The following is an 18523-nucleotide window of genomic DNA, read 5'->3' as shown; positions in this document are numbered from 1 at the left end:
TCACGGCATGGCGCGCTGGCGCAGGCCAATCAGCGCGGTGCGCAGGGCCTGGCCTGCGCGGTCGATGTCGTCTTCGCTGGTGAAGCGTCCGATGCTCAGGCGCAGCGAGGCCAGCGCCAGGCGGCGCGGCACCCCGATGCCCTGGAGCACGTAGGACGGTTCGACGCTGGCCGAGTTGCACGCCGACCCGGTCGACAGGGCGATGTCGCGCAGCGCCATCAGCAGCGACTCGCCGTCGACGCCCTCGAAGCCGAGGTTGATGATGTTGGGCACCGAGGCCTCGAGGCGGGTGTTGCAGTGCACGCCGTCGAGATCGGCGATGGCCTCGACCAGGCGATCCCGCAGGCTCTGGATACGTGCCTGATCGGCCTCGCCTTCGTTCGCCGCCAGCGCGAAGGCCTCGCCCATCCCGGCGATCTGGTGGGTCGCCAGGGTGCCGGAACGCATGCTGCGTTCGTGGCCGCCGCCATGGATCAGCGCCTCGAGACGAAGATCGGGGCTACGCCGCACATAGAGCGCGCCGATGCCCTTGGGGCCGTAGGCCTTGTGACCGGACAGCGACATCATGTCGACCTTGCTTCGCCCCACGTCGAGGTCGATGCGGCCCACCGCCTGGGCTGCGTCGACGTGGATCATGGCGCCGTGGTCATGGGCCACCTCGGCCAGGGCGGGGATGTCGTTGATGGTGCCGAGTTCGTTGTTCACCGCCATCAGCGATACCAGCACGGTGTCGGGGCGCATGGCCTCGGCCAGCTGGCCAGGGCTGACGCTTCCGTCGGCCTGGGGCGTCAGCCAGGTGACGTCAAAGCCCTCTCGCTCTGCCGCCTTGGCGGTATCGATGACCGCCTTGTGCTCGATGATGGAGGTGACCAGGTGGCGGCCCTTGTCGCGGTTGGCCCTGAGGAAGCCGGTAATGGCCAGATTGTCCGCCTCGGTGGCGCCGCTGGTCCAGACGATCTCTCGCGGGTCGGCCTTGATCAGGTCGGCGACCTGGCGCCGGCCGTTCTCCACCGCCTGCTCGGCCAGCCAGCCGGGCATATGGCTGCGCGACGCCGGGTTGGCGAAGGTGCCCTCGAGGGTCAGGTGCCGACTCATGACCTCGGCGACACGGGGGTCGACCGGGGTGGTAGCGGCGTAGTCGAGATAGACGGGTGAAGTCATGGCGATGTCATCGTTGGCGGGCAGAGGGGCGAAAGTCTAGCTCAGGGCGCCGAGGTCACAATGTCGTCGTTGTGCTGGCGACGGCGCTGACGCCCGGCGATCTCGGCGATCTCCTGGCGCTCGGCCAGCTCGCCCAGGGTGACGCCGTCGAGGAAGTCCTGGATGCGCTCGGACAGCTCGAACCACAGGTGATGGGTCAGGCAGGTGTCGCCCTTCTGGCAGTCGGACAGACCGCCGCAGCGGGTGGTGTCCACCGACTCCTTGACCGCATCGATGACCCGGGCCACCGAGATGGACGCTGCCGGCTCCGCCAGCAGGTAGCCACCGCCTGGCCCGCGCACGCTGTCGACCAGGCCGGCGCGCCGCAGGCGGGCGAACAGCTGCTCGAGGTAGGACAGCGAGATCTGCTGACGCCGAGCGATGTCGGCCAGGCAGATCGGGCCCTGGTCGGCGTTGACCGCCATGTCGAGCATGGCGGTGACAGCGTAGCGTCCCTTGGTGGTCAGGCGCATGGGGCGAACCCTCGACGCCGACATGGGTCGGCGGTCCGGAAAGTGTGGGCGTGGTCGGTAGCCGACGACGCTTGGATCAAAGCGATATTATGGGAAAGACCGAGTGTCGTGGTCAACTATTGGCGCCGTGCCGTCGTCGCCTCGTCTTCCCGCTCGGCCCCGTGCTCGGCGTCATTGGCCGTCTCGCTGCCGCCGGCACTGTCCTTGTCGGTGGTGCCTGGGTCGGAGGTGTCTGGGTCGGAGGTGCCTTGGTCGGAGATGCCTGGCCCGACGTCTTCATTGCCGCTGGCGCTTTCGTTGCCGCTGGTGGCGGTGTCGGAGCCCAGGATATCGGCGTTGGCGTCACGCCCGATCACCGGCGCGCAGGCGCGGTCGACGTCTTCCAGTATCTCGGCGAAGTCCTCGTCGCGAATTTCCGGCATCTGGCCGTCGCGGTAGCTGTGGTCCAGTTGCCTCAGGGTCTTGCACATGCCGCTGATGCGTTCATCCACCGCGTGCATATGGTCGAGCATGGCCTGCATCGACTTGGCCACCGGGTCGGGCATGTCCTGGCTCATGCCGTAGGCGTCGAAGCCGAATTTCTGGCACATCGCCTCGCGACGGGCCGGGTCGACCTCGAGGCCCGGGTCGCTGTCCGGGTCGCGGCGCTGGACGATCTTGCCGGGGATGCCGACCACGGTGGCGCCGGCCGGGACTTCCTTGGTGACCACCGCGTTGGAGCCGACCTTGGCGCCAGCGCCGACGGTGAAGGGGCCGAGAATCTTGGCGCCGGCACCGACGATCACGCCGTCCTCCAGGGTCGGGTGACGCTTGCCCTTGTTCCAGCTGGTGCCGCCCAGGGTCACGCCCTGGTAGAGGGTGACATCGTCGCCGACGATGGTGGTCTCGCCAATCACCACGCCCATGCCGTGGTCGATGAAGAAGCGCCGGCCGATGGTGGCACCGGGGTGGATCTCGATGCCGGTGAACCAGCGGCCCAGCGTCGACAGGGTACGCGCGATCCATTTGAGATTGCGCTTCCACAGCTGGTGGGAGATCCGGTGCAGCAGCAATGCGTGAAGGCCAGGATAGTTGGTCAGGACTTCAAGAAAGTTGCGCGCCGCCGGATCCCTGGCAAATACGCTGTTGATGTCTTCGCGTAGGCGTTGAAACATGCGGCGGTCCCTGAGTCGGTCAAGAGAATCATAGTGGGGGCTGGTGGTGGGCCATTCAAGCCTGCCACCTGTCGAGTCAGTGATCTGGTTAAGCTCAGCGGCTCGAAGGTGGACGCCGTGTCGCTCCAGAGCCGCCGGCCTGGCGCTGATCCTGCTGTTGGTTCTGCTGTTGGTTCTGTTGTCGGTTCGGGCTAGTCCTGGGCCGGCTTCTGGCCCTGGTGCGTGTCATGTTCTTGCTGTAATTCCGGCTCGCTTTCGCGGGCGCCCAGCGCCTGGCCGCCTGCGGCCTTCTCGGTGGCACTGAGGATGCCACGCAGGATGTTGAGCTCCATGCGTTCGGGGCGCGAGCGCAGGATCACTCGGCGCAGCCTGGCCATCAATTGGCGAGGCTTCGCCGGGTCGTGGAAGCCGATGGTGATCAGCGCGCGTTCCAGATGAGCGAAATAGTGCTCCAGCTCCTCGTGGCTGGCCAGTGGCTGCGCTTCTTCCTCATCGTCCTGTGCCGGGCCTGGCTTATTCTGGGTCTGGGTCTGGGCCTGGGCCAGCCAGGCAAGGCGGCATTCGTAGGCCAGCACCTGCACCGCCGCGGCCAGGTTCAGCGAGCTGAAGTCGGGATTGGTGGGGATGTGGACGTGGGCGTGGCAGCGTTGCAGTTCGGCGTTGGACAGGCCGCTGTCCTCGCGGCCGAAGACCAGCGCGATGCGGGCCTCGGGCGTGGCCAGCTCGGCGGGCAGACGCTCGCCCAGCTCACGCGGGGTGATCATCGGCCAGGGCAAGGTGCGCGAGCGCGCGCTGGCTCCCACCACCAGGGTGCAGTCGGTGACCGCCTGCTCGAGGCTGTCGACCACCCGAGCGTCGTGGACCAGGGCATCTGCCCCGGAGGCGCGGGACACACTGTCGGCGGTGATGACCTCGCAGCGTGGTGCGACCAGGGCCAGATCGGCGAGTCCCATATTGTGCATGGCGCGGGCGGTGGCGCCGATATTGCCGGGGTGGCTGGTGCCGATGAGAACGATGCGAATGCGCTCGAGCATGGAAGATCCTGTAACGACGCGGCGGGTTGATGCGGTGGTTGGTGCAGTGGTCTATTCAATGACCGATGCAAGGGCGCTGATGGCGGACCGGTCGGCAGCGCCAGGGGCGCCAGTCTAGCATGGGTAGATGCGCGCTGGGGCGAAGTGCGTGGCATTCATGCCCGTGGTCTGCTAGGATTCGCGCCGAGTCAGTTACCCACGTCGACTCCGTTCTTTAACACCACCGACTCCCAAGGCCCGATCATGCATCCGATGGTCCAGTACGCCCTGCGCGCTGCCCGCAGCGCCGGCGAACAGTTTCTGCGCATTCGCGAACGAATCGAGAATGCCCACGACGAGCACAACCTCGACCGTCTGCTCGAGGACACCGCTCGCAACGCCGAATCCCTGATTACCCGCCAGCTGACCCGCGGTTATCCCCAGCACGGGGTCGTCGGTCGCTACACGCCCCACCGTGCCGGTGAAGGCGAAGGCGCGGATATCCTGTGGCGCATCGAACCCTTCCACGGTTACTCGAACCTGAGTGTGGCGTCCCCTGAGTTCGCCCTGTCCGTGGTATGTCTGATCAAGGGCCGTCCGGAGCACGCGGTGGTGATCTGCCCCTTCAGCGATGACGAATACCTTGCCAGCCGTGGCCGTGGCGCCCAGCTCAATGGCAAGCGTCTGCGTGTGTCCAAGATCAAGAGCGCCGCTGGCGCCCGCCTGTCGCTGGGGCTTCCCGATACCTACCTGCGCTCGCGTTTTCTGCCGACCTACCTGACCCTTGTGCAGCAGCTCGGCCCCCAGGCCGAACAGCTTCAAGCCAGCGCCTGTGGCCTGCTCGACATGGCCCGTCTGGCCGCCGGTCGTGCCGACGCCGCCTTCGTGCTGGGAGTCGAGGAGCAGGACCTGGACATCGGTTCGCTGCTGCTCAAGGAGTCCGGTGCCCTGATCGGCACCCCGGATGGCCAGCCCTCGGTGCGTATCGAAGGCGCCCTGATGGCCGCCAACCCGCGCCTGTTCAAGGCGTTGATCAAGCAGCTTGCGCCCCACGTGCATACCGCGCCCAGTCAGCCCGAAGAGGACTGATTCGGCACCGCTCGCGCGAGCGAGCGGTAATCGTGACGCCGTCACAGCAACGCCCCCGCGGCCTGGCCGCGGGGGCGTTGTCGTCTGTGGTGCCGGCCGTTGGTCGCCGCCATGGCGCGGGCTAGGCCAGCGCCTTGGTCAGCGAGAACACGAAGCCGGAAAACTCCGCTCGCTGCATGTCCAGGTGGTGAAACATCACATCCGCCGCCGCTCCCTCACGCTTGTCGGCGATGGCCGAGACGATTTCGAGATGCTCCTCGGCCGACATGCTGCGCATGCCGGCGATGCGGTGGATGTGCCCGCGATAGGGCTCGATCTTGCGTCGGATGTCGGTGATCTGGCCGGCTAGGGCCTCGTTGGCGGCCAGGCGATAGATCGCTTCGTGGAAGGCCCTGTTGGCGCTGGTGTAACGTTCGGCGGTGATTGCCGCGGTGTCGATGGTTTTCTGGGCCGCCTGCAGCAATGGGGGAATGTCATCGGCGGTACTCTGGCGCGCGGCGAGCCTGGCGGCGGAGGACTCCAGCAGCGCCAGCATCTCGAACATGTCGAGAATATCCTTGAGCGAATTGCGCCGGACGAAGGCACCCTGGTTGGCACGGTGTTCGACCAGGCCCTCGGAGGTGAGCATCCGAATGACCTCGCGGACGGGAGTACGAGAGACCGCGAACTCGGCGGCCAGGTCGCGCTCGTTCAGCCGGTGTCCCGGCGGATAGCTGCCCCGCAGGATGCGATCCTCAAGCTGCTGGCGAATGTGTTCGGTAGTCCTGGTGGGCGATGCCATCGAGCGGTCCCTGCAGTAGACACGTGGACGGAGGGCGGCACCCGGACGTCGTCTTGCCGGATGCCGCCGTCGAGATTACTGGAGATAGCTGCGGTAGACCTCCACCAGCGCACCGGCGGACTCGCCGAACTCCTCGATATACGCCGACAGGTACTTGTCGCGAAGGCTGTCGGCAAGCGCCAGATCCTCCTCGCTGAAGGTGTACACCGTCTCGGCCTGTTCATCGACCGCCTGGCGAAGACGTTCGGACTCCTCGGTGAAGTTGGCGCTCGACCACTCGATGGTGGCCTCGACCGCCCGATGGAGTTCGTCGCGAGCGTCCTGGCTCAGTCCATTGTACTTGCGCAGGTTCATGATGAGCGGATAGGGCGTGCGCACCATCGAGCTCGCAAGCACTACTGGGGCGACCTCGGAGAGCCCGAGATTGACGTAGGAGGAATCGGTGGTGATCACACCATCGACGCCGCCGGTCTGAAGCTGCAGAAACTGCTCGGCGGCACTCATGAACACCACGGTGGCGCCAAGGTCTTCGAGCGCCGGGTCGGTGTAGCCGCCCACGCCACGGATCTTGCGACCTTCGAGTTGGTCCAGACCGTCGATCGACTCGGCCAGGAACAGCGTGGTCTGCCCGGAGGAGTTGATGAACCCCAGCAGCTTGACCTGGGAGGCGGCAAAGGCTTCGCCCAGCGGTTCGAGCACGCGCGGGTCGTTGGCGAAGGCCAGCACGTCGGCGTCGTTCAGGGAGTCGGGCGGAAACGGCACGGTGAAGATCTTCATCATGCCCACGGTACCCACCACGTAGCCGCCGAACAGGCTGTACAGATCTACGGTGCCGCGTGCCGTGCCCATCAGACCGTCGCGTCCCTTGACCAGGGATTCCGAGGGGAAGACATCGATTTCGAGCAGTGTCGGGTCGAGCTGGTCGGCCAGGTACTGGGTGGTACGCCCGCGGAAGTCCTCGGCGGGAAAGTAGTGGCCCAGACGCAGGGTTTCCGCGGCCTGGGTCGTCGTCGTGGTGAGCAGTCCGGCGACCAGGGCCGTCGTCAGGGCGATGGCCAGGGTAGGGGACGGGGTGGCGGACGCGGATGCAATGAAGCGACGGCGGGAGAGGGAGTATTTCATCTTGTTGTCCTCTTGAGGAAGGTCCGGCGGAGCTCGGACGTAAGCTCGGTCGCAAGGGGCGGGACATCACTGGGTCAGCGACCGGTGACCAGTTCGGGAAATGCGCACAGGATGACGATGGATACGACGTAGAGGGCGATGAACGGCAGGGCGCCGCGCACCACCTGACTGATCCGGATGCCCTCGACGCAGTCCCTGACCACGTAGAGGCACAGGCCGATGGGGGGGGTGATCACCGCGAAGCACATGTTGACCATCACCACCACGCCAAACCAGACGGGGTCGAAGCCGTAGGCGAGGATCGCAGGAAAGACGATGGGCACGGCGATGATGACCAACGAGATGGCATCGAGCAGGGTGCCGAGAACGAACAGCATCAGCATGACCAGCAGGAAGAAGGTCCAGGCGCCGAGTTCGGCCTCCACCACCACTCTGGCAAGCTGCTGGGGTAGCTGGGCGTTGCTCAGCGCATAGCTGAACAGCATCGCCGAGGCCAGGATGGCGAGCAGCATGCAACTGGTGCGGGTGGCCTTGATCAGCGCCGTGGTCAGGCTCTTTCGCGTCAGGCCCCTGCGCCCGAGGGCAATGATCAGTGCGCCGCCGACGCCAATGGCGGCCGCTTCGGTAGGGGTGGCGATACCGTGATAGATGCTGCCGATGACCACCACGATCAGGGCGATGACCGGGCCGGCCTGGAGCAGTGACCTGATCCAGCCCAGATCGGCGGCAAAACCGATCGTCGGCGCCCGTTTGCCTGACAGGCCCTGGACGACGCAGACGTAAGAGGCGAACAGCGCGGTGATCACCAGCCCCGGCACAATGGCGTGGGAAAACAGCTCGGCGATCGAGGTTTCGGTGACCACGCCATACATGATCAGCGGCAGGCTCGGAGGAATGATCATGCCGAGCCCCGAACTGGCGGCGACGGTGCCGGTGGCCATTTCGGGACTGTAGTGGCGCTTGAGCATCTCCGGGATGGCGACGCTGCCGATGACTGCCGCGACGCCGACGGCGGTGCCGCTGACCGCACCGAAGATCGCGCCGGCGACGATGGCACTGATAGCGATGCCGCCGGGCAGGCGTCCCAGCCACTTGTCGACGCTTTCGAACAGGTCGCGGCCCACCCCGGAAACGTTGACGATCTCGCTCATCAGCACGAACAGCGGTATGGCCACCAGCACGAACTCCGAGGTGGTGCCCCAGATGATGTCGGACATGGCCAGGCTGGCGGCCAGGCCACCCTGGTAGATGATGCCCACCAGGGCGGCGAGCCCCAGGGCGAAGGCCACGGGGACGCCAAGGATCAACAGGATGGCCAGACTCAGGGCGACGCTGAGAATCATCATGGCGTGGGTCCGTCCTCGTCGGTGGCGGGCGCCTTGAAGTGCGCCAGCTTCTGGTGGATCTGGGCGATCAGTTCCAGCACAAAGATCGCGGAGCCCGCCGGCATCAGCGACTGGGGCAGATACAGCGGTACCGCCAGGGTGGTCGAGGACCGCCAGTTGAGCTGATAGGACAGGAGAGCGAGTTCCAGGGTGGCCCAGAAGGCGAAGGCCGCGAACACCAGGGTGCAGCCGTCGACGACCAGCCCCAGACGGTTCTGGGCGGCGATCGACAGCCGTCCCTCCAGCAGCGACATGCGGGCATGACCGCCTTCCCGATAGACCCGGGCGATGGCCATGAACAGGATGCCGGAGACCAGATAGCCCGAGACCTCGGTGACCCAGACGGTGGGAGCCCCCAGCAGGTATCGACTGATGACCTCCCAGATGATCGAAGCGACCAGGAACACCATGATCAGCAGGGCGGCGAAAAAGCCGGCATCGCCCAGGGTGCGGCACAGCCGGAGGAAGGGATTCATGAGGCACCTTCAGCCGAGCGGCCAAGGTAGAGGGTTCGATGGTTGTCCCTGAGCTCGGCCTTGATCACCTTGCCCATGGTGTTGCGTGGCAGGTCGTCGGCGACCAGTACCCGCTTGGGAACCTTGTAGGCGGCCAGTACATCGCGCAGACGGCGGCGAATGGCATCTTCGTCCAGGGTGGCGCCAGCGGCCGCCACCACCACGGCGGTCACCGCTTCGCCGAAGTCGGCGTGGGGCAGCCCGATCACCGCGGATTCACTGACCTCCTCCATGGCGTCGAGCAGCGCTTCGACCTCGCCCGGGTAGACGTTGTACCCCCCGCTGATGATCACATCCTTGCTGCGACCAACGATGGTCAGGTAGCCATCCTCATCGATACGGCCGTTGTCGCCGGTGCGAAACCAGCCGTCAGGGGTGAACTCCTGGCGGGTCTTCTGTGGCTGCCGCCAGTAGCCCTTCATCACGGCAGGGCCTTTGATCTGGAGGTGTCCGACGTTGCCGCTGGCGAGCGGGGTGTCGTGGTCATCGGTGATCCTGAGGCTGACGCCCTCGATGGGGAGGCCCACCGAGCCGAGGCGACGTTCGCCAACCACCGGGTTGGAGCTGATGATGGTGGCCTCGGTCATGCCGTAGCGCTCCAGGATGGTGTGCCCGGTCAAGGCGTGAAAGCGTCTGGCGGTGGCCTCGCTCAGGGGCGCGGAGCCCGAGACGAAAAGACGCATCCCCGAGGTGGCCGCGGCGCTGAGGTCAGGGTGCTCCAGCAGCCGGCTGTAGTAGGTAGGGACGCCCATCATCACCGTGGCTTCGGGCAGCAGGTGAACCACGGTATCGGCATCGAAGCGCGGCAGCAGGTGCATGCGACTGCCGGACAGCAGCACGCAGTGGGTGGCGATGACCAGGCCGTGGGCATGAAACAGCGGCAGGGCGTGGATCAGCACGTCGCTTGAGCCGAACTCCCAGAGTCGGGTCAGCGCCCTGGCATTGCTGGCCAGATTGGCGTGGGTGAGCATCGCCCCCTTGGGGCTGCCGGTGGTGCCGGAGGTGTAGAGAATCAGGGCCACGTCGTCGCCTCGACGAGGCTGGACTCGGTGGCGCTCGGCCTGCTCCGACGCGAGTGTCATCAAACTGCCCGAGCCGTCCGCCTCCAGGGTGAGCCGCTGGATACCGGGGTGGCGGTTCAAGGCTTCTTCGTTGGCGGCCATGCACGCGCAGGAAGCGACATAGAGCACCGGCGCGGCGTCACTCAGAAAATAGGCGATCTCGGTGGCGGTATAGGCGGTATTGAGTGGCAGATGGATGGCGCCCTGACGCAACACCGCCAGGTACAGCAGCAAGGCTTGCGGGGACTTGTCGACCTGGGCGGCGACGCGATCCCCCGGCCTGACACCGAGCGCTGTCAGGGCGCGGGCCAGGCGGGCACTCTGGGCCATGGCGTCGGCGTAGGACAGGGTGGTGGAAGGCTCGCTGGAGGCTCTGTTGGAAGCCCCGCTGGTGGCTCTGTTGGAAGCCCCGCTGGAGGCCCTGTTGAATGGCGCTGTGGTCAGCAGGGGTCCATGCCCCACCCGCTCGGCGACATCCTGAAACATCCGAAAGACGTTGCGGCAGCTGGCCTCAGTGTTCATCCCAGGCCTCCAGGGTGTCGATGATGCCAAGCGCGTGGAGGTGTTCGGCGCTGGCTTGTGGATGATCGCCTCTAGGCGTGATCAGCGCGGCCACCCGTGAGGGCAGGCTGCGAACGCGTCCTCTGGCGGTGAGTCTCACCTGGCTTGCGCAGGCGGCGAGGGCGAGATAGATGCCACCCGAGAGTTCACCATCGATCACCAGCTCAACGGCGGCACCCGAGCGCACTCGGTACTCGATGGAGCTGGCCAGGCGCACCAGCGCCAGGCTTTGTAGCCTGGCTTCATCGATGGCCCTCAGGCTGTGGCAGCTCCACTGGCAGCGCAGTATCAGCGAAAGCCCAGCGGGGAGGCGCTGGATTGCCTGAGCAAGGTCTGCGAGATCCTGGTGATCCGGCGGGGCGCTTCCGTGGCAGGTGACCCAAGCGTGCTGCTCCTGCTGCGACCGGCTTACCCGAGCTGACGGCAAGGTGGCGACGGATTCAGTAGCGGAACCGCCATTGAGGTCGATTCGGCGCGACGAGGCGAGCCACCTGGCGATGTCGTCGCGCAGCGCTGTCGGTGTCCCGCTCGTGGCATGGCCGGCGGGATCGCGCCTGAGTCGGGACGCCGCCGAGATGACGGCGTCCACTCGGTGCTGGTGGAGATTGCGGGCATACAGCAGGCGAGGCCCGCTCATCGCCAGACGGTTGGCTGGCGTGTAGAGACGCTGGTCGGCGCACATGGCCACCAGGCTGGCACCGCCGAAGGTATTGTGCCCCAGCACCGCCAGGACCCCGGGGATGCGCTGGCGTCCGACCAGCAGGTCTCCTATCAAGGCACGCAAGTCGCCCTGTACCGCCACGCCTTCGTCGACCTTGGCACCGGCGGAGTCGATCAGCATCATCAGCGGCAGGCGATGTTCGCTGGCCGTGGCGATGGCCTGGCGAAAGGTCGCGGTTTCCCGCTTGCCGATGGCGCCTCTGGCACGCTCCGGTAGGGTGGTAACGGCGACCAGGCGAGTCCCTTCAAGCTCGATCACGGCACTCTGTGCTGCGGCCGGGGAGAGCGGATCCGACAGCGGAGTCTGGGGGGCGATGTCCTGAAGCAGATGAGAGGTCATGGTGTACGTCGCCTTCGGCATGCCTGGTGGGTTGTCTGGTATGCCATTTAAGGCTAGATGGCATGCCCTGGTGCGCCATACCTCCCAGGAGGTAGCGGCTGTTAGGCCGCTGGAGGGGGCGATTCATGGCGGTTGGACGGGGGCATCGGATGGCCGCTGTGGAGAGCCGGTGCGGCTCTGGCCCCGCCAACGACGACGCCCCCGCGGCCTGGCCGCGGGGGCGTCATTCGTTGTTGGTGCAGTGAGTTCGGTGTGACCGTGGTCAGGGCGCCAGCGCGGCCAACACCTCTTCGACCTGGAGGCGGGTGCTGTCCAGGCCCTGGCCGGCCAGATACCAGAGTCGCGGCGAGCCGACGGCGATCGCCAGATCGTCACCGACGGCCTGCGTCAGCGCCTCGACATCGAGAGGCGTCTGGCCGATGGCGGCGCTGCGGTCCACCACCCACACCAGGTCGGGCTGGGTGGCGGCGATCTGCGCCGGCGTCAGCGGCGTGAAGGTACGCTCACCACGCGTCACGCTCTCGACGTTCTCGGGAAGTTCGGGCGAGGCCAGTCCCATCAGGTCATGCACGACGGCGTTGTGCTGGACGATAAGCTTTCCGTCGTTGTGGACGACCACCAGTACCTTCGGCGTCCCGTTGATCTCGGCCAACTGCTGATCGAGCGCCTGGCGCAGGTCCGCAAGCGCCTGCTCACCCGCTTGCTTTGCATCGAACAGCGCAGCCAGATCGTCGACCCGATGTTCGAGCTGGTCCCAGGCGTCCTCGCCCTCGGTCGCCACGGCGTAGACCGGGGCAAGAGCTTCCAGGTTTGCGCGTTCGGCTTCCAGGCGCCCGCTGATCAGGATGGCATCGGGTGATAGCGACTCAAGGGCTTCCATGTCGGCGACCTTGAGGGTGCCCACGTCGGTGAAGGCGTCGTCGGCATAGTCGGACAGATAGTCGGGAAGCGTTGCCTGGGCGACACCTGCGATACGCTCGCGCTGCGCCAGGTTGTCGAGGATGTCCAGGGCCGCGTAGTCGAGGGCGACGACCCTTTCCGGCACCGGTTGCGCCCAGGCCTGGGCAGTGACGCTGAGCAGGGCGGCGATGGCGAGAGGCTTGTACATGCTTTCTCCATTGATAATCATTTTCAATGGAGATGTTATCGCAAATGCTCGGGCAAAGGGGGAGCGTCGCCGTGCTACGTTGCGTTGCGTACTGGCGAACGCTCCCTGGCGCCGGGGTTCAGGAACCCTGGCTGGCCGGGTCGCCGGAGTCTGTCTTGGCTGACCTGCCTTGTCGACGCTGGGTCCAGCGCTGCTTGGCGTACTTGCGCATATTGGTGACGTTGTCGGTCTCGTCGACGATATCCTGGCCGAGCACCGTCTCGATCACGTCCTCCATGGTGATCAGGCCCACCCAGGTGCCGTGATCGTCATAGACCACCGCCAGATGCTGACGATCCCTGAGCATCATGGTGAAGACGTGCTCGACGCTGTCGTCGGCCTGTACCGAGGGGGCGTCCTGCATGATCTCCTTCATGTCCACGGATTCATCCGCCTGGTAGGCGTCGGCCTTGTGCACATAGCCGATGGCCTGCTCGCCGCCGTCCATCACCGGAAAGCGGGTGAACGGCGAGCGCACCAGTTCCTGTTCGAACTGGGCCACGGTCATCGATGGGCGCACCGTGACGCACACGGTTCTTGGCGTCATCACCTTGCTGATCTTGATCTCGTGCAGGTTGAGGATGTTGGTGATGGTTCTGGCTTCGTCCTGGTCCAGTGCCTTCTCGTCCAGGCCGATGCGTGCCAGCGCCTTGATCTCGCCACGCATATCGGTGTCGGCGGCATTGCCGCCGATGCGCTGGGTGATCTGCTCGGACATCCAGATGAACGGCTTGAGAATCAGGATCAGGGTATTGAGGATAGGCGGTAGCCAAGGCGACAGCTGGCGCCAGAAGGTGGCGCCGATGGTCTTGGGAATGATCTCCGAGAGGATCAGGATGGCCAGCGTCATCACCGCCGAGGCGACGCCCAGCCAGGCCTCGCCGAAGACCACCGCGACCTGGGCGCCGACGCCGGTGGCGCCAACGGTGTGGGCGATGGTGTTGAGCGTCAGGATAGCCGCCAGCGGGCGATCGATATCCCGCTTGAGGGCGTTCAGCTTCTTGTGCAGCGGCTCGTTGGTCTCCTGGACCTGGGCGATATAGCTCGGTGTCAGCGACAGGATGGCCGCTTCCAGTACCGAACACAGGAAGGAGGCGCCGATGGACAGTACGGCAAAGGCGATCAGCAGGAACATGCGGCCTCGTCACGTTTTAATGGGGTGGATGACAAGCATGAAAGGGGGCGCTGGCCAGGGCAAGTGACGGCGGGCATTTTCTGGAAGGAAACGACCTATCTCGCGTTGCGGCATGGTTTTCGAAGTGAACTGAGAGGCCGCCGACAGCGGTGCCGGCTCGCCGTGATCGTGCACCGACCTCGGAAAGCAAGAGGCCCCGCCGCGGATGATCCACGACGGGGCCTCGAGGGGCAGTTGCGGTGATATCAGGGCAGCTGCTCTTCCTCGGCGTCTTCCTTCTTCTCCGGGATCAGGTCGCGGCGCTGAAGCTTGAGCTTGATCAGCAGGGCCGCCGCCACGTAGATCGACGAGAAGGTACCCACGCCGATACCGATCAGCAGGGCCACCGAGAAGTTGTGGATCATGTCGCCACCGAGCCAGGCCAGCGCCAGCAGTACCAGCAGGGTGGTGCCGGAGGTCGCCAGGGTGCGGGACAGGGTCTGGTTGATCGCCTCGTTGAAGATCGCCGGCATGTCGTCGATACGCGACTTGCGGATATTCTCGCGGATACGGTCATAGACCACGATGGTGTCGTTGAGCGAGTAGCCGATCACCGCCAGCACGGCGGCCAGCACCGTCAGGTCGAACTCCATCTGGAACAGCGAGAAGGCGCCGACCACGATGATCACGTCATGGACCAGTGCCAGCAGTGCGCCGATGGCGAACTTGTACTGGAAGCGGAAGGCCACGTAGAGCATGACCACGCCGAGGGCGACGAGCATGCCGAGACCGCTCTGGTCACGCAGTTGACCGCCGACCTGGGCACCGACGAATTCGGCACGCACCAGGTCCACCTGGGCGCCGCCCTGGGCCAGCAGGCCCACGACCTGGTCGCCGACGTTGGCCTCGAAGGTCTGCTGCAGACGAATCAGCACCTCATTGGCGGCGCCGAAGGTCTGTACCGAGATGTCATTGAAGCCGGCTCCCTCGAGGGCGCCGCGCACGCTGTCCAGCGCCGGGGCGGTGGCGTAGCGGACTTCGACCAGGGTGCCGCCGGTGAAGTCGAGGCCCAGGGCCAGGCCCTGCACCACCAGCGACACCAGTGAGACCAGGATCAGGATCGCCGATATGGCAAAGGCGATCTTGCGCTGGCCCATGAAGTCGAGATTCAGGTTGGTGAGGCGTTTCATACCCTCTCCCCGTTGTGTGCAAGTGGACATGGGCTTAGATCCATAGCTTCTTCACCGGCTTGCCGCCGTAGATCAGATTGACCATGGCACGGGTCACCAGCAGGGCGGTGAACATCGAGGTCAGGATGCCCAGCGACAGGGTGACGGCGAAGCCCTTGACCGGGCCGGTACCGATGGAGAACAGGATCAATGCCACCAGCAGGGTGGTGATGTTGGCGTCGACGATGGAGCTGAAGGCGCGCTCGTAGCCGGCGTGGATCGCCTGCTGCACCGACAGTCCTGTGCGCAGCTCCTCACGAATACGCTCGAAGATCAGCACGTTGGCGTCGACCGCCATGCCCAGCGTCAACACGATACCGGCGATACCGGGCAGCGTCAGGGTGGCGCCGAGCATCGACATGGCGGCGACCAGCAGGGTCAGGTTCAACGCCAGGGCGATGTTGGCGATGACGCCGAACACCTTGTAGCGGATCAACATGAACAGCACGACCAGCAGCAGACCGATCTGTACCGAGAGCATGCCGCGCTCGATATTGTCGGCGCCGAGGCTCGGGCCGATGGTGCGTTCTTGGGCGAAGTAGATCGGTGCCGCCAGTGAACCGGAGCGCAGCAGCAGTGCCAGCTCGCCGGCTTCGGTGGGCGATTCCAGCCCGGTGATGCGGAAGCTGTTGCCCAGCGCGCTCTGGATGGTGGCCAGGCTGATGATGCCGCGTTCGGTGTAGGGATCACGCACGGTCACCTGCTCACCGTCCTCCATCACCGTTCGATCACGGGTCTTGTGCTCGATGAACACCACCGCCATGTTGCGACCGATGTTGGTGCGAGTGGCGCGGTTCATCAGGGTGCCGCCGGTGCCGTCCAGGTTGATGTTGACCTGGGGGCGACCGTTCTCGTCGAAGCCGCGGCTGGCGCTGGACACGCTGTCGCCGGTGATGATGACGTCGCGCATCAGGTCGGCGGTGCGTCCGGGCTCGTTGCGGAAGGACAGCGCCTCGGTCTCGTTGGACGGGGTGTCGGTGCGCGCCTCCAGGCGGAACTCCAGGTTGGCGGTGGCGCCGACGATACGCTTGGCGGCGGCGGTGTCCTGCACGCCGGGCAGCTCGACCACGATGCGATCCGGGCCCTGACGCTGTACCAGCGGTTCGGCCACGCCGAGCTCGTTGACGCGGTTGCGCAGGGTGGTCAGGTTCTGGTTGATCGCGTAGTCCTGGATCTCGTCCACGGACGCGTCGGTCAGGGTCATCGCCAGGCTGGCGCCGCGTTCACGCTCGACGTCCTGGTACTGGAAGTCGGGGAACTCGCGGCGAATCAGCGTCTCGGCGGCGTCGCGGTCCTCGGCGTTCATGAAGTCCAGCGAGATGGTGCGGCCGTCGATCTCGGTGTTGCGGTAGCGGATGCGCTCTTCACGCAGGGTCTCGCGCATGGCGCTGGCGTTGACCTCGAGACGCTGGTTGACCGCCGCTTCCATGTCCACTTCCAAAAGGAAGTGCACGCCGCCACGCAGGTCCAGACCAAGGGTCATGGGCGAGGCCGCCAGCGAAGACAGCCACTCGGGGGTGGACTCTGCCAGGTTCAGCGCGACCACATAGTCATCGCCGAGCTGCTGGGCGATCAGGTCACGGGCGGGAATCTGGTCCTCGGCGTCGTTCAGCCGGATCAGCAGGCTGTTGGGCTCCTGTTCCACCGTCTTGACGTCGATGTCCGCCTCGGCCAGGGCCTGTTCCAGGCTCTGCTGCTGGGACTGGCTGAAACTCAGCTCGCCACGATCACTGCTGATCTGGACCGCTGGGTCTTCGGGAAACAGATTGGGAAGGGAGTAGACCAGGCCGACAAGAAGTACCACCAGGATCAGCAGGTACTTCCATAAAGGGTAACGATTGAGCATCGGGGCTCTGCCCTCAGGTTGCTGACAAATAAGGGAAAGCCGGGGGCGCTCGAGAGGTGCTCCGGGGACTTTCCAAAGCGAAGGGTGCGGCTGCCTCGCCAACGCGCGACAGCCGACCGATCGGCTCCCCCCGCGTCAGCATGGGGCCCCCTTCGGCGCACAGGGCCGAAGGGGAATGACACCAATCAGATGGACTTGATAGTGCCCTTGGGCAGCACGGCGGCCACGGCGTTCTTCTGCACGCTGACTTCGGTGCCTTCGCTGATTTCCATGGCGAGGAACTCGCTGTCGTCGCTGACCCGGGTGATGCGGCCCATCAGACCACCGCCGATGACGATCTCGTCACCCTTGGACAGGCCAGCGATCAGCTGCTTGTGCTGCTTGGCGCGCTTGGCCTGGGGACGCCACAGCAGGAAGTAGAAGATCAGCACGAAGCCGACCAGCATCACGATCTGGGCGATACCACCACCGGCGGCAGCGCCAGCATCCTGGGCCAGGGCCGGGGAGATGAAGAAGTCCAACATGTACGACGGTCTCCTGAAGTCGTGGGGAAAAGGGAGTCAGACGGCCGGCGGCTGCCGACCGGGTCATCAATTCGGGGCGGGGGGAACCGGCAGGCCACGCCTGGCATAGAACCCTTCCACGAAGTCAGCCAATGTACCCGCTTCGATAGCACCGCGCAAACCGGCCATGACACGCTGATAGTGACGCAGATTATGGATCGTGTTGAGCATCGATCCGAGCATCTCGCCGCAGCGGTCCAGGTGGTGCAGATAGCCCCGCGAGAAGTTCTGACAGGTGTAGCAGTCGCAGTCATCTTCCAGCGGGCGGGTGTCGTGACGATGCTTGGCGTTGCGGATCTTGACCGTGCCCTCGGCGGTGAACAGGTGGCCGTTGCGGGCGTTGCGGGTGGGCATCACACAGTCGAACATGTCGACCCCGCGGCGTACCCCTTCGACCAGATCCTCGGGCTTGCCGACGCCCATCAGATAGCGCGGCTTGTCCGCCGGCATCCACTCGGGCAGGTAGTCGAGCACCTTGATCATCTCTTCCTTGGGCTCGCCCACCGACAGCCCGCCGATGGCGTAGCCGTCGAAGCCGATGTCGCCGAGGCCCTTGAGCGAAGCCTCACGCAGATCCGGGTACATGCCGCCCTGGATAATGCCGAACAGCGCCGACGGTGAGTCGCCGTGGGCATCGCGGGAGCGCTGGGCCCAGCGCAGCGACATCTCCATCGAACGGCGCGCCTCGTCGTGGGTCGCGGGGTAAGGGGTGCACTCGTCGAAGATCATGACGATGTCGGAGCCCAGCGAGCGCTGCACCGCCATCGACTCTTCCGGTCCCATGAACACCTTGGAGCCGTCCACCGGCGAGCGGAAGTGCACGCCCTGCTCGGTGATCTTGCGCGTCTCGCCCAGCGAGAACACCTGGAAGCCGCCGGAGTCGGTGAGGATCGGCTTGTGCCACTGGGCGAAGTCGTGCAGGTCGCCGTGGGCCTCGATGACCTCGGTACCGGGGCGCAGCCACAGGTGAAAGGTGTTGCCGAGGATGATCTCGGCGCCGATCTCTTCCACCGAGGCCGGGGTCATGCCCTTGACCGTGCCGTAGGTGCCCACCGGCATGAAGGTCGGGGTCTCGATGGTGCCGCGGGGAAAGGTGATGCGACCTCGGCGGGCCCGGCCGTCCTCGGCCAGCTTGTCGAAGCGCATGAAGCATTGCTCGCGCATGGGTCTCTCCGTGCCCCTTGGGGGCGTTGATTCGAGCCTGACGACG

Annotated in this window: 16 protein-coding genes and 1 pseudogene; 1 reads left to right on the top strand and 16 read right to left on the bottom strand. The window is 65.6% G+C overall.

Annotated elements, in window-relative coordinates:
• The 4 genes and pseudogenes from NFH97_RS05490 to trmJ all read right to left on the bottom strand — a co-directional run bounded on the left by NFH97_RS05490 (position 1) and on the right by trmJ (position 3861).
• Entirely contained in the window at positions 1-1161 is a 1161-nt protein-coding gene (locus tag NFH97_RS05490) for an aminotransferase class V-fold PLP-dependent enzyme (RefSeq protein WP_222515675.1), read from the bottom strand.
• 41 nt (positions 1162-1202) lie between these two features.
• Positions 1203-1673 carry an Rrf2 family transcriptional regulator gene (locus NFH97_RS05485; RefSeq protein WP_045992750.1) on the bottom strand — a complete coding sequence of 157 codons (471 nt, stop codon included), beginning with the start codon at positions 1671-1673 and terminating at the stop codon, positions 1203-1205.
• A 356-nt stretch (positions 1674-2029) separates the two neighbouring features.
• Positions 2030-2827 (bottom strand): annotated as a pseudogene (gene cysE / locus NFH97_RS05480) (serine O-acetyltransferase); the annotation flags it as partial.
• Between the two features lie 191 nt (positions 2828-3018).
• Complete coding sequence (gene trmJ, locus NFH97_RS05475) at positions 3019-3861, bottom strand: tRNA (cytosine(32)/uridine(32)-2'-O)-methyltransferase TrmJ (protein WP_349624532.1); 843 nt, start codon at positions 3859-3861, stop codon at positions 3019-3021.
• 243 nt (positions 3862-4104) lie between these two features.
• Between trmJ and NFH97_RS05470 the strand changes: the two genes are divergently transcribed.
• Positions 4105-4929, top strand: a complete 825-nt coding sequence (locus NFH97_RS05470; protein ID WP_045992751.1) for an inositol monophosphatase family protein — start codon at positions 4105-4107, stop codon at positions 4927-4929.
• 121 nt (positions 4930-5050) lie between these two features.
• On the opposite strand, the gene NFH97_RS05465 is transcribed toward NFH97_RS05470, so the two are convergent.
• The 12 genes from NFH97_RS05465 to tgt form a co-directional block, all read right to left on the bottom strand.
• Positions 5051-5710 carry a GntR family transcriptional regulator gene (locus tag NFH97_RS05465; protein WP_349624531.1) on the bottom strand — a complete coding sequence of 220 codons (660 nt, stop codon included), beginning with the start codon at positions 5708-5710 and terminating at the stop codon, positions 5051-5053.
• A 75-nt stretch (positions 5711-5785) separates the two neighbouring features.
• Positions 5786-6832: a TRAP transporter substrate-binding protein gene (locus NFH97_RS05460; protein WP_349624530.1), complete on the bottom strand. Its 1047-nt coding sequence runs from the start codon at positions 6830-6832 to the stop codon at positions 5786-5788.
• A 74-nt stretch (positions 6833-6906) separates the two neighbouring features.
• Entirely contained in the window at positions 6907-8178 is a 1272-nt protein-coding gene (locus tag NFH97_RS05455; RefSeq protein WP_349624529.1) for a TRAP transporter large permease, read from the bottom strand.
• Positions 8175-8693, bottom strand: coding sequence for a TRAP transporter small permease subunit (locus tag NFH97_RS05450; protein WP_045992755.1), 519 nt, complete (start codon positions 8691-8693; stop codon positions 8175-8177). Before NFH97_RS05450 ends, NFH97_RS05455 begins: the two co-directional genes overlap by 4 nt.
• Complete coding sequence (locus NFH97_RS05445) at positions 8690-10315, bottom strand: AMP-binding protein (RefSeq protein ID WP_349624528.1); 1626 nt, start codon at positions 10313-10315, stop codon at positions 8690-8692. The genes NFH97_RS05450 and NFH97_RS05445 overlap by 4 nt, the downstream gene beginning before the upstream one ends.
• The gene (locus tag NFH97_RS05440; RefSeq protein ID WP_349624527.1) at positions 10305-11414 is read right to left on the bottom strand and encodes a hypothetical protein; all 1110 of its coding nucleotides are present in this window, start codon (positions 11412-11414) and stop codon (positions 10305-10307) included. Before NFH97_RS05440 ends, NFH97_RS05445 begins: the two co-directional genes overlap by 11 nt.
• Positions 11415-11676: 262 nt before the next feature.
• On the bottom strand, positions 11677-12522 hold the full coding sequence (locus tag NFH97_RS05435; protein ID WP_349624526.1) for an ABC transporter substrate-binding protein: 846 nt from the start codon (positions 12520-12522) through the stop codon (positions 11677-11679).
• A 118-nt stretch (positions 12523-12640) separates the two neighbouring features.
• Complete coding sequence (locus NFH97_RS05430) at positions 12641-13696, bottom strand: CNNM domain-containing protein (RefSeq protein ID WP_213228205.1); 1056 nt, start codon at positions 13694-13696, stop codon at positions 12641-12643.
• 245 nt (positions 13697-13941) lie between these two features.
• Positions 13942-14865 (bottom strand): protein translocase subunit SecF, encoded by a 924-nt coding sequence (gene secF, locus NFH97_RS05425; RefSeq protein ID WP_045992759.1) that lies wholly within the window; start codon positions 14863-14865, stop codon positions 13942-13944.
• 34 nt (positions 14866-14899) lie between these two features.
• Positions 14900-16750 (bottom strand): protein translocase subunit SecD, encoded by a 1851-nt coding sequence (gene secD, locus NFH97_RS05420; RefSeq protein WP_108131253.1) that lies wholly within the window; start codon positions 16748-16750, stop codon positions 14900-14902.
• Between the two features lie 185 nt (positions 16751-16935).
• Complete coding sequence (gene yajC, locus NFH97_RS05415; RefSeq protein ID WP_045992761.1) at positions 16936-17274, bottom strand: preprotein translocase subunit YajC; 339 nt, start codon at positions 17272-17274, stop codon at positions 16936-16938.
• Between the two features lie 66 nt (positions 17275-17340).
• Complete coding sequence (tgt, locus tag NFH97_RS05410; protein WP_441319075.1) at positions 17341-18459, bottom strand: tRNA guanosine(34) transglycosylase Tgt; 1119 nt, start codon at positions 18457-18459, stop codon at positions 17341-17343.
• Positions 18460-18523: the final 64 nt, after the last annotated feature.

Source organism: Halomonas sp. SCS19 (genome assembly GCF_040147015.1).
GTDB classification, from domain to species: Bacteria; Pseudomonadota; Gammaproteobacteria; order Pseudomonadales; family Halomonadaceae; genus Halomonas; species Halomonas litopenaei.
This window is presented reverse-complemented; position numbering and strand designations above follow the sequence as displayed.

Excerpts from the sequence above, each read along its gene's own strand:
- NFH97_RS05450 (WP_045992755.1), bottom strand. The coding sequence starts at position 8,693 with ATGAATCCCTTCCTCCGGCTGTGCCGCACCCTGGGCGATGCCGGCTTT.
- NFH97_RS05430 (WP_213228205.1), bottom strand. The coding sequence starts at position 13,696 with ATGTTCCTGCTGATCGCCTTTGCCGTACTGTCCATCGGCGCCTCCTTC.
- secF (WP_045992759.1), bottom strand. The coding sequence starts at position 14,865 with ATGAAACGCCTCACCAACCTGAATCTCGACTTCATGGGCCAGCGCAAG.
- NFH97_RS05485 (WP_045992750.1), bottom strand. The coding sequence starts at position 1,673 with ATGCGCCTGACCACCAAGGGACGCTACGCTGTCACCGCCATGCTCGAC.
- NFH97_RS05435 (WP_349624526.1), bottom strand. The coding sequence starts at position 12,522 with ATGTACAAGCCTCTCGCCATCGCCGCCCTGCTCAGCGTCACTGCCCAG.
- NFH97_RS05445 (WP_349624528.1), bottom strand. The coding sequence starts at position 10,315 with ATGAACACTGAGGCCAGCTGCCGCAACGTCTTTCGGATGTTTCAGGAT.
- NFH97_RS05440 (WP_349624527.1), bottom strand. The coding sequence starts at position 11,414 with ATGACCTCTCATCTGCTTCAGGACATCGCCCCCCAGACTCCGCTGTCG.
- trmJ (WP_349624532.1), bottom strand. The coding sequence starts at position 3,861 with ATGCTCGAGCGCATTCGCATCGTTCTCATCGGCACCAGCCACCCCGGC.
- NFH97_RS05455 (WP_349624529.1), bottom strand. The coding sequence starts at position 8,178 with ATGATGATTCTCAGCGTCGCCCTGAGTCTGGCCATCCTGTTGATCCTT.
- NFH97_RS05490 (WP_222515675.1), bottom strand. The coding sequence starts at position 1,161 with ATGACTTCACCCGTCTATCTCGACTACGCCGCTACCACCCCGGTCGAC.
- NFH97_RS05470 (WP_045992751.1), top strand. The coding sequence starts at position 4,105 with ATGCATCCGATGGTCCAGTACGCCCTGCGCGCTGCCCGCAGCGCCGGC.
- NFH97_RS05460 (WP_349624530.1), bottom strand. The coding sequence starts at position 6,832 with ATGAAATACTCCCTCTCCCGCCGTCGCTTCATTGCATCCGCGTCCGCC.
- yajC (WP_045992761.1), bottom strand. The coding sequence starts at position 17,274 with ATGTTGGACTTCTTCATCTCCCCGGCCCTGGCCCAGGATGCTGGCGCT.
- NFH97_RS05465 (WP_349624531.1), bottom strand. The coding sequence starts at position 5,710 with ATGGCATCGCCCACCAGGACTACCGAACACATTCGCCAGCAGCTTGAG.
- secD (WP_108131253.1), bottom strand. The coding sequence starts at position 16,750 with ATGCTCAATCGTTACCCTTTATGGAAGTACCTGCTGATCCTGGTGGTA.
- tgt (WP_441319075.1), bottom strand. The coding sequence starts at position 18,459 with ATGCGCTTCGACAAGCTGGCCGAGGACGGCCGGGCCCGCCGAGGTCGC.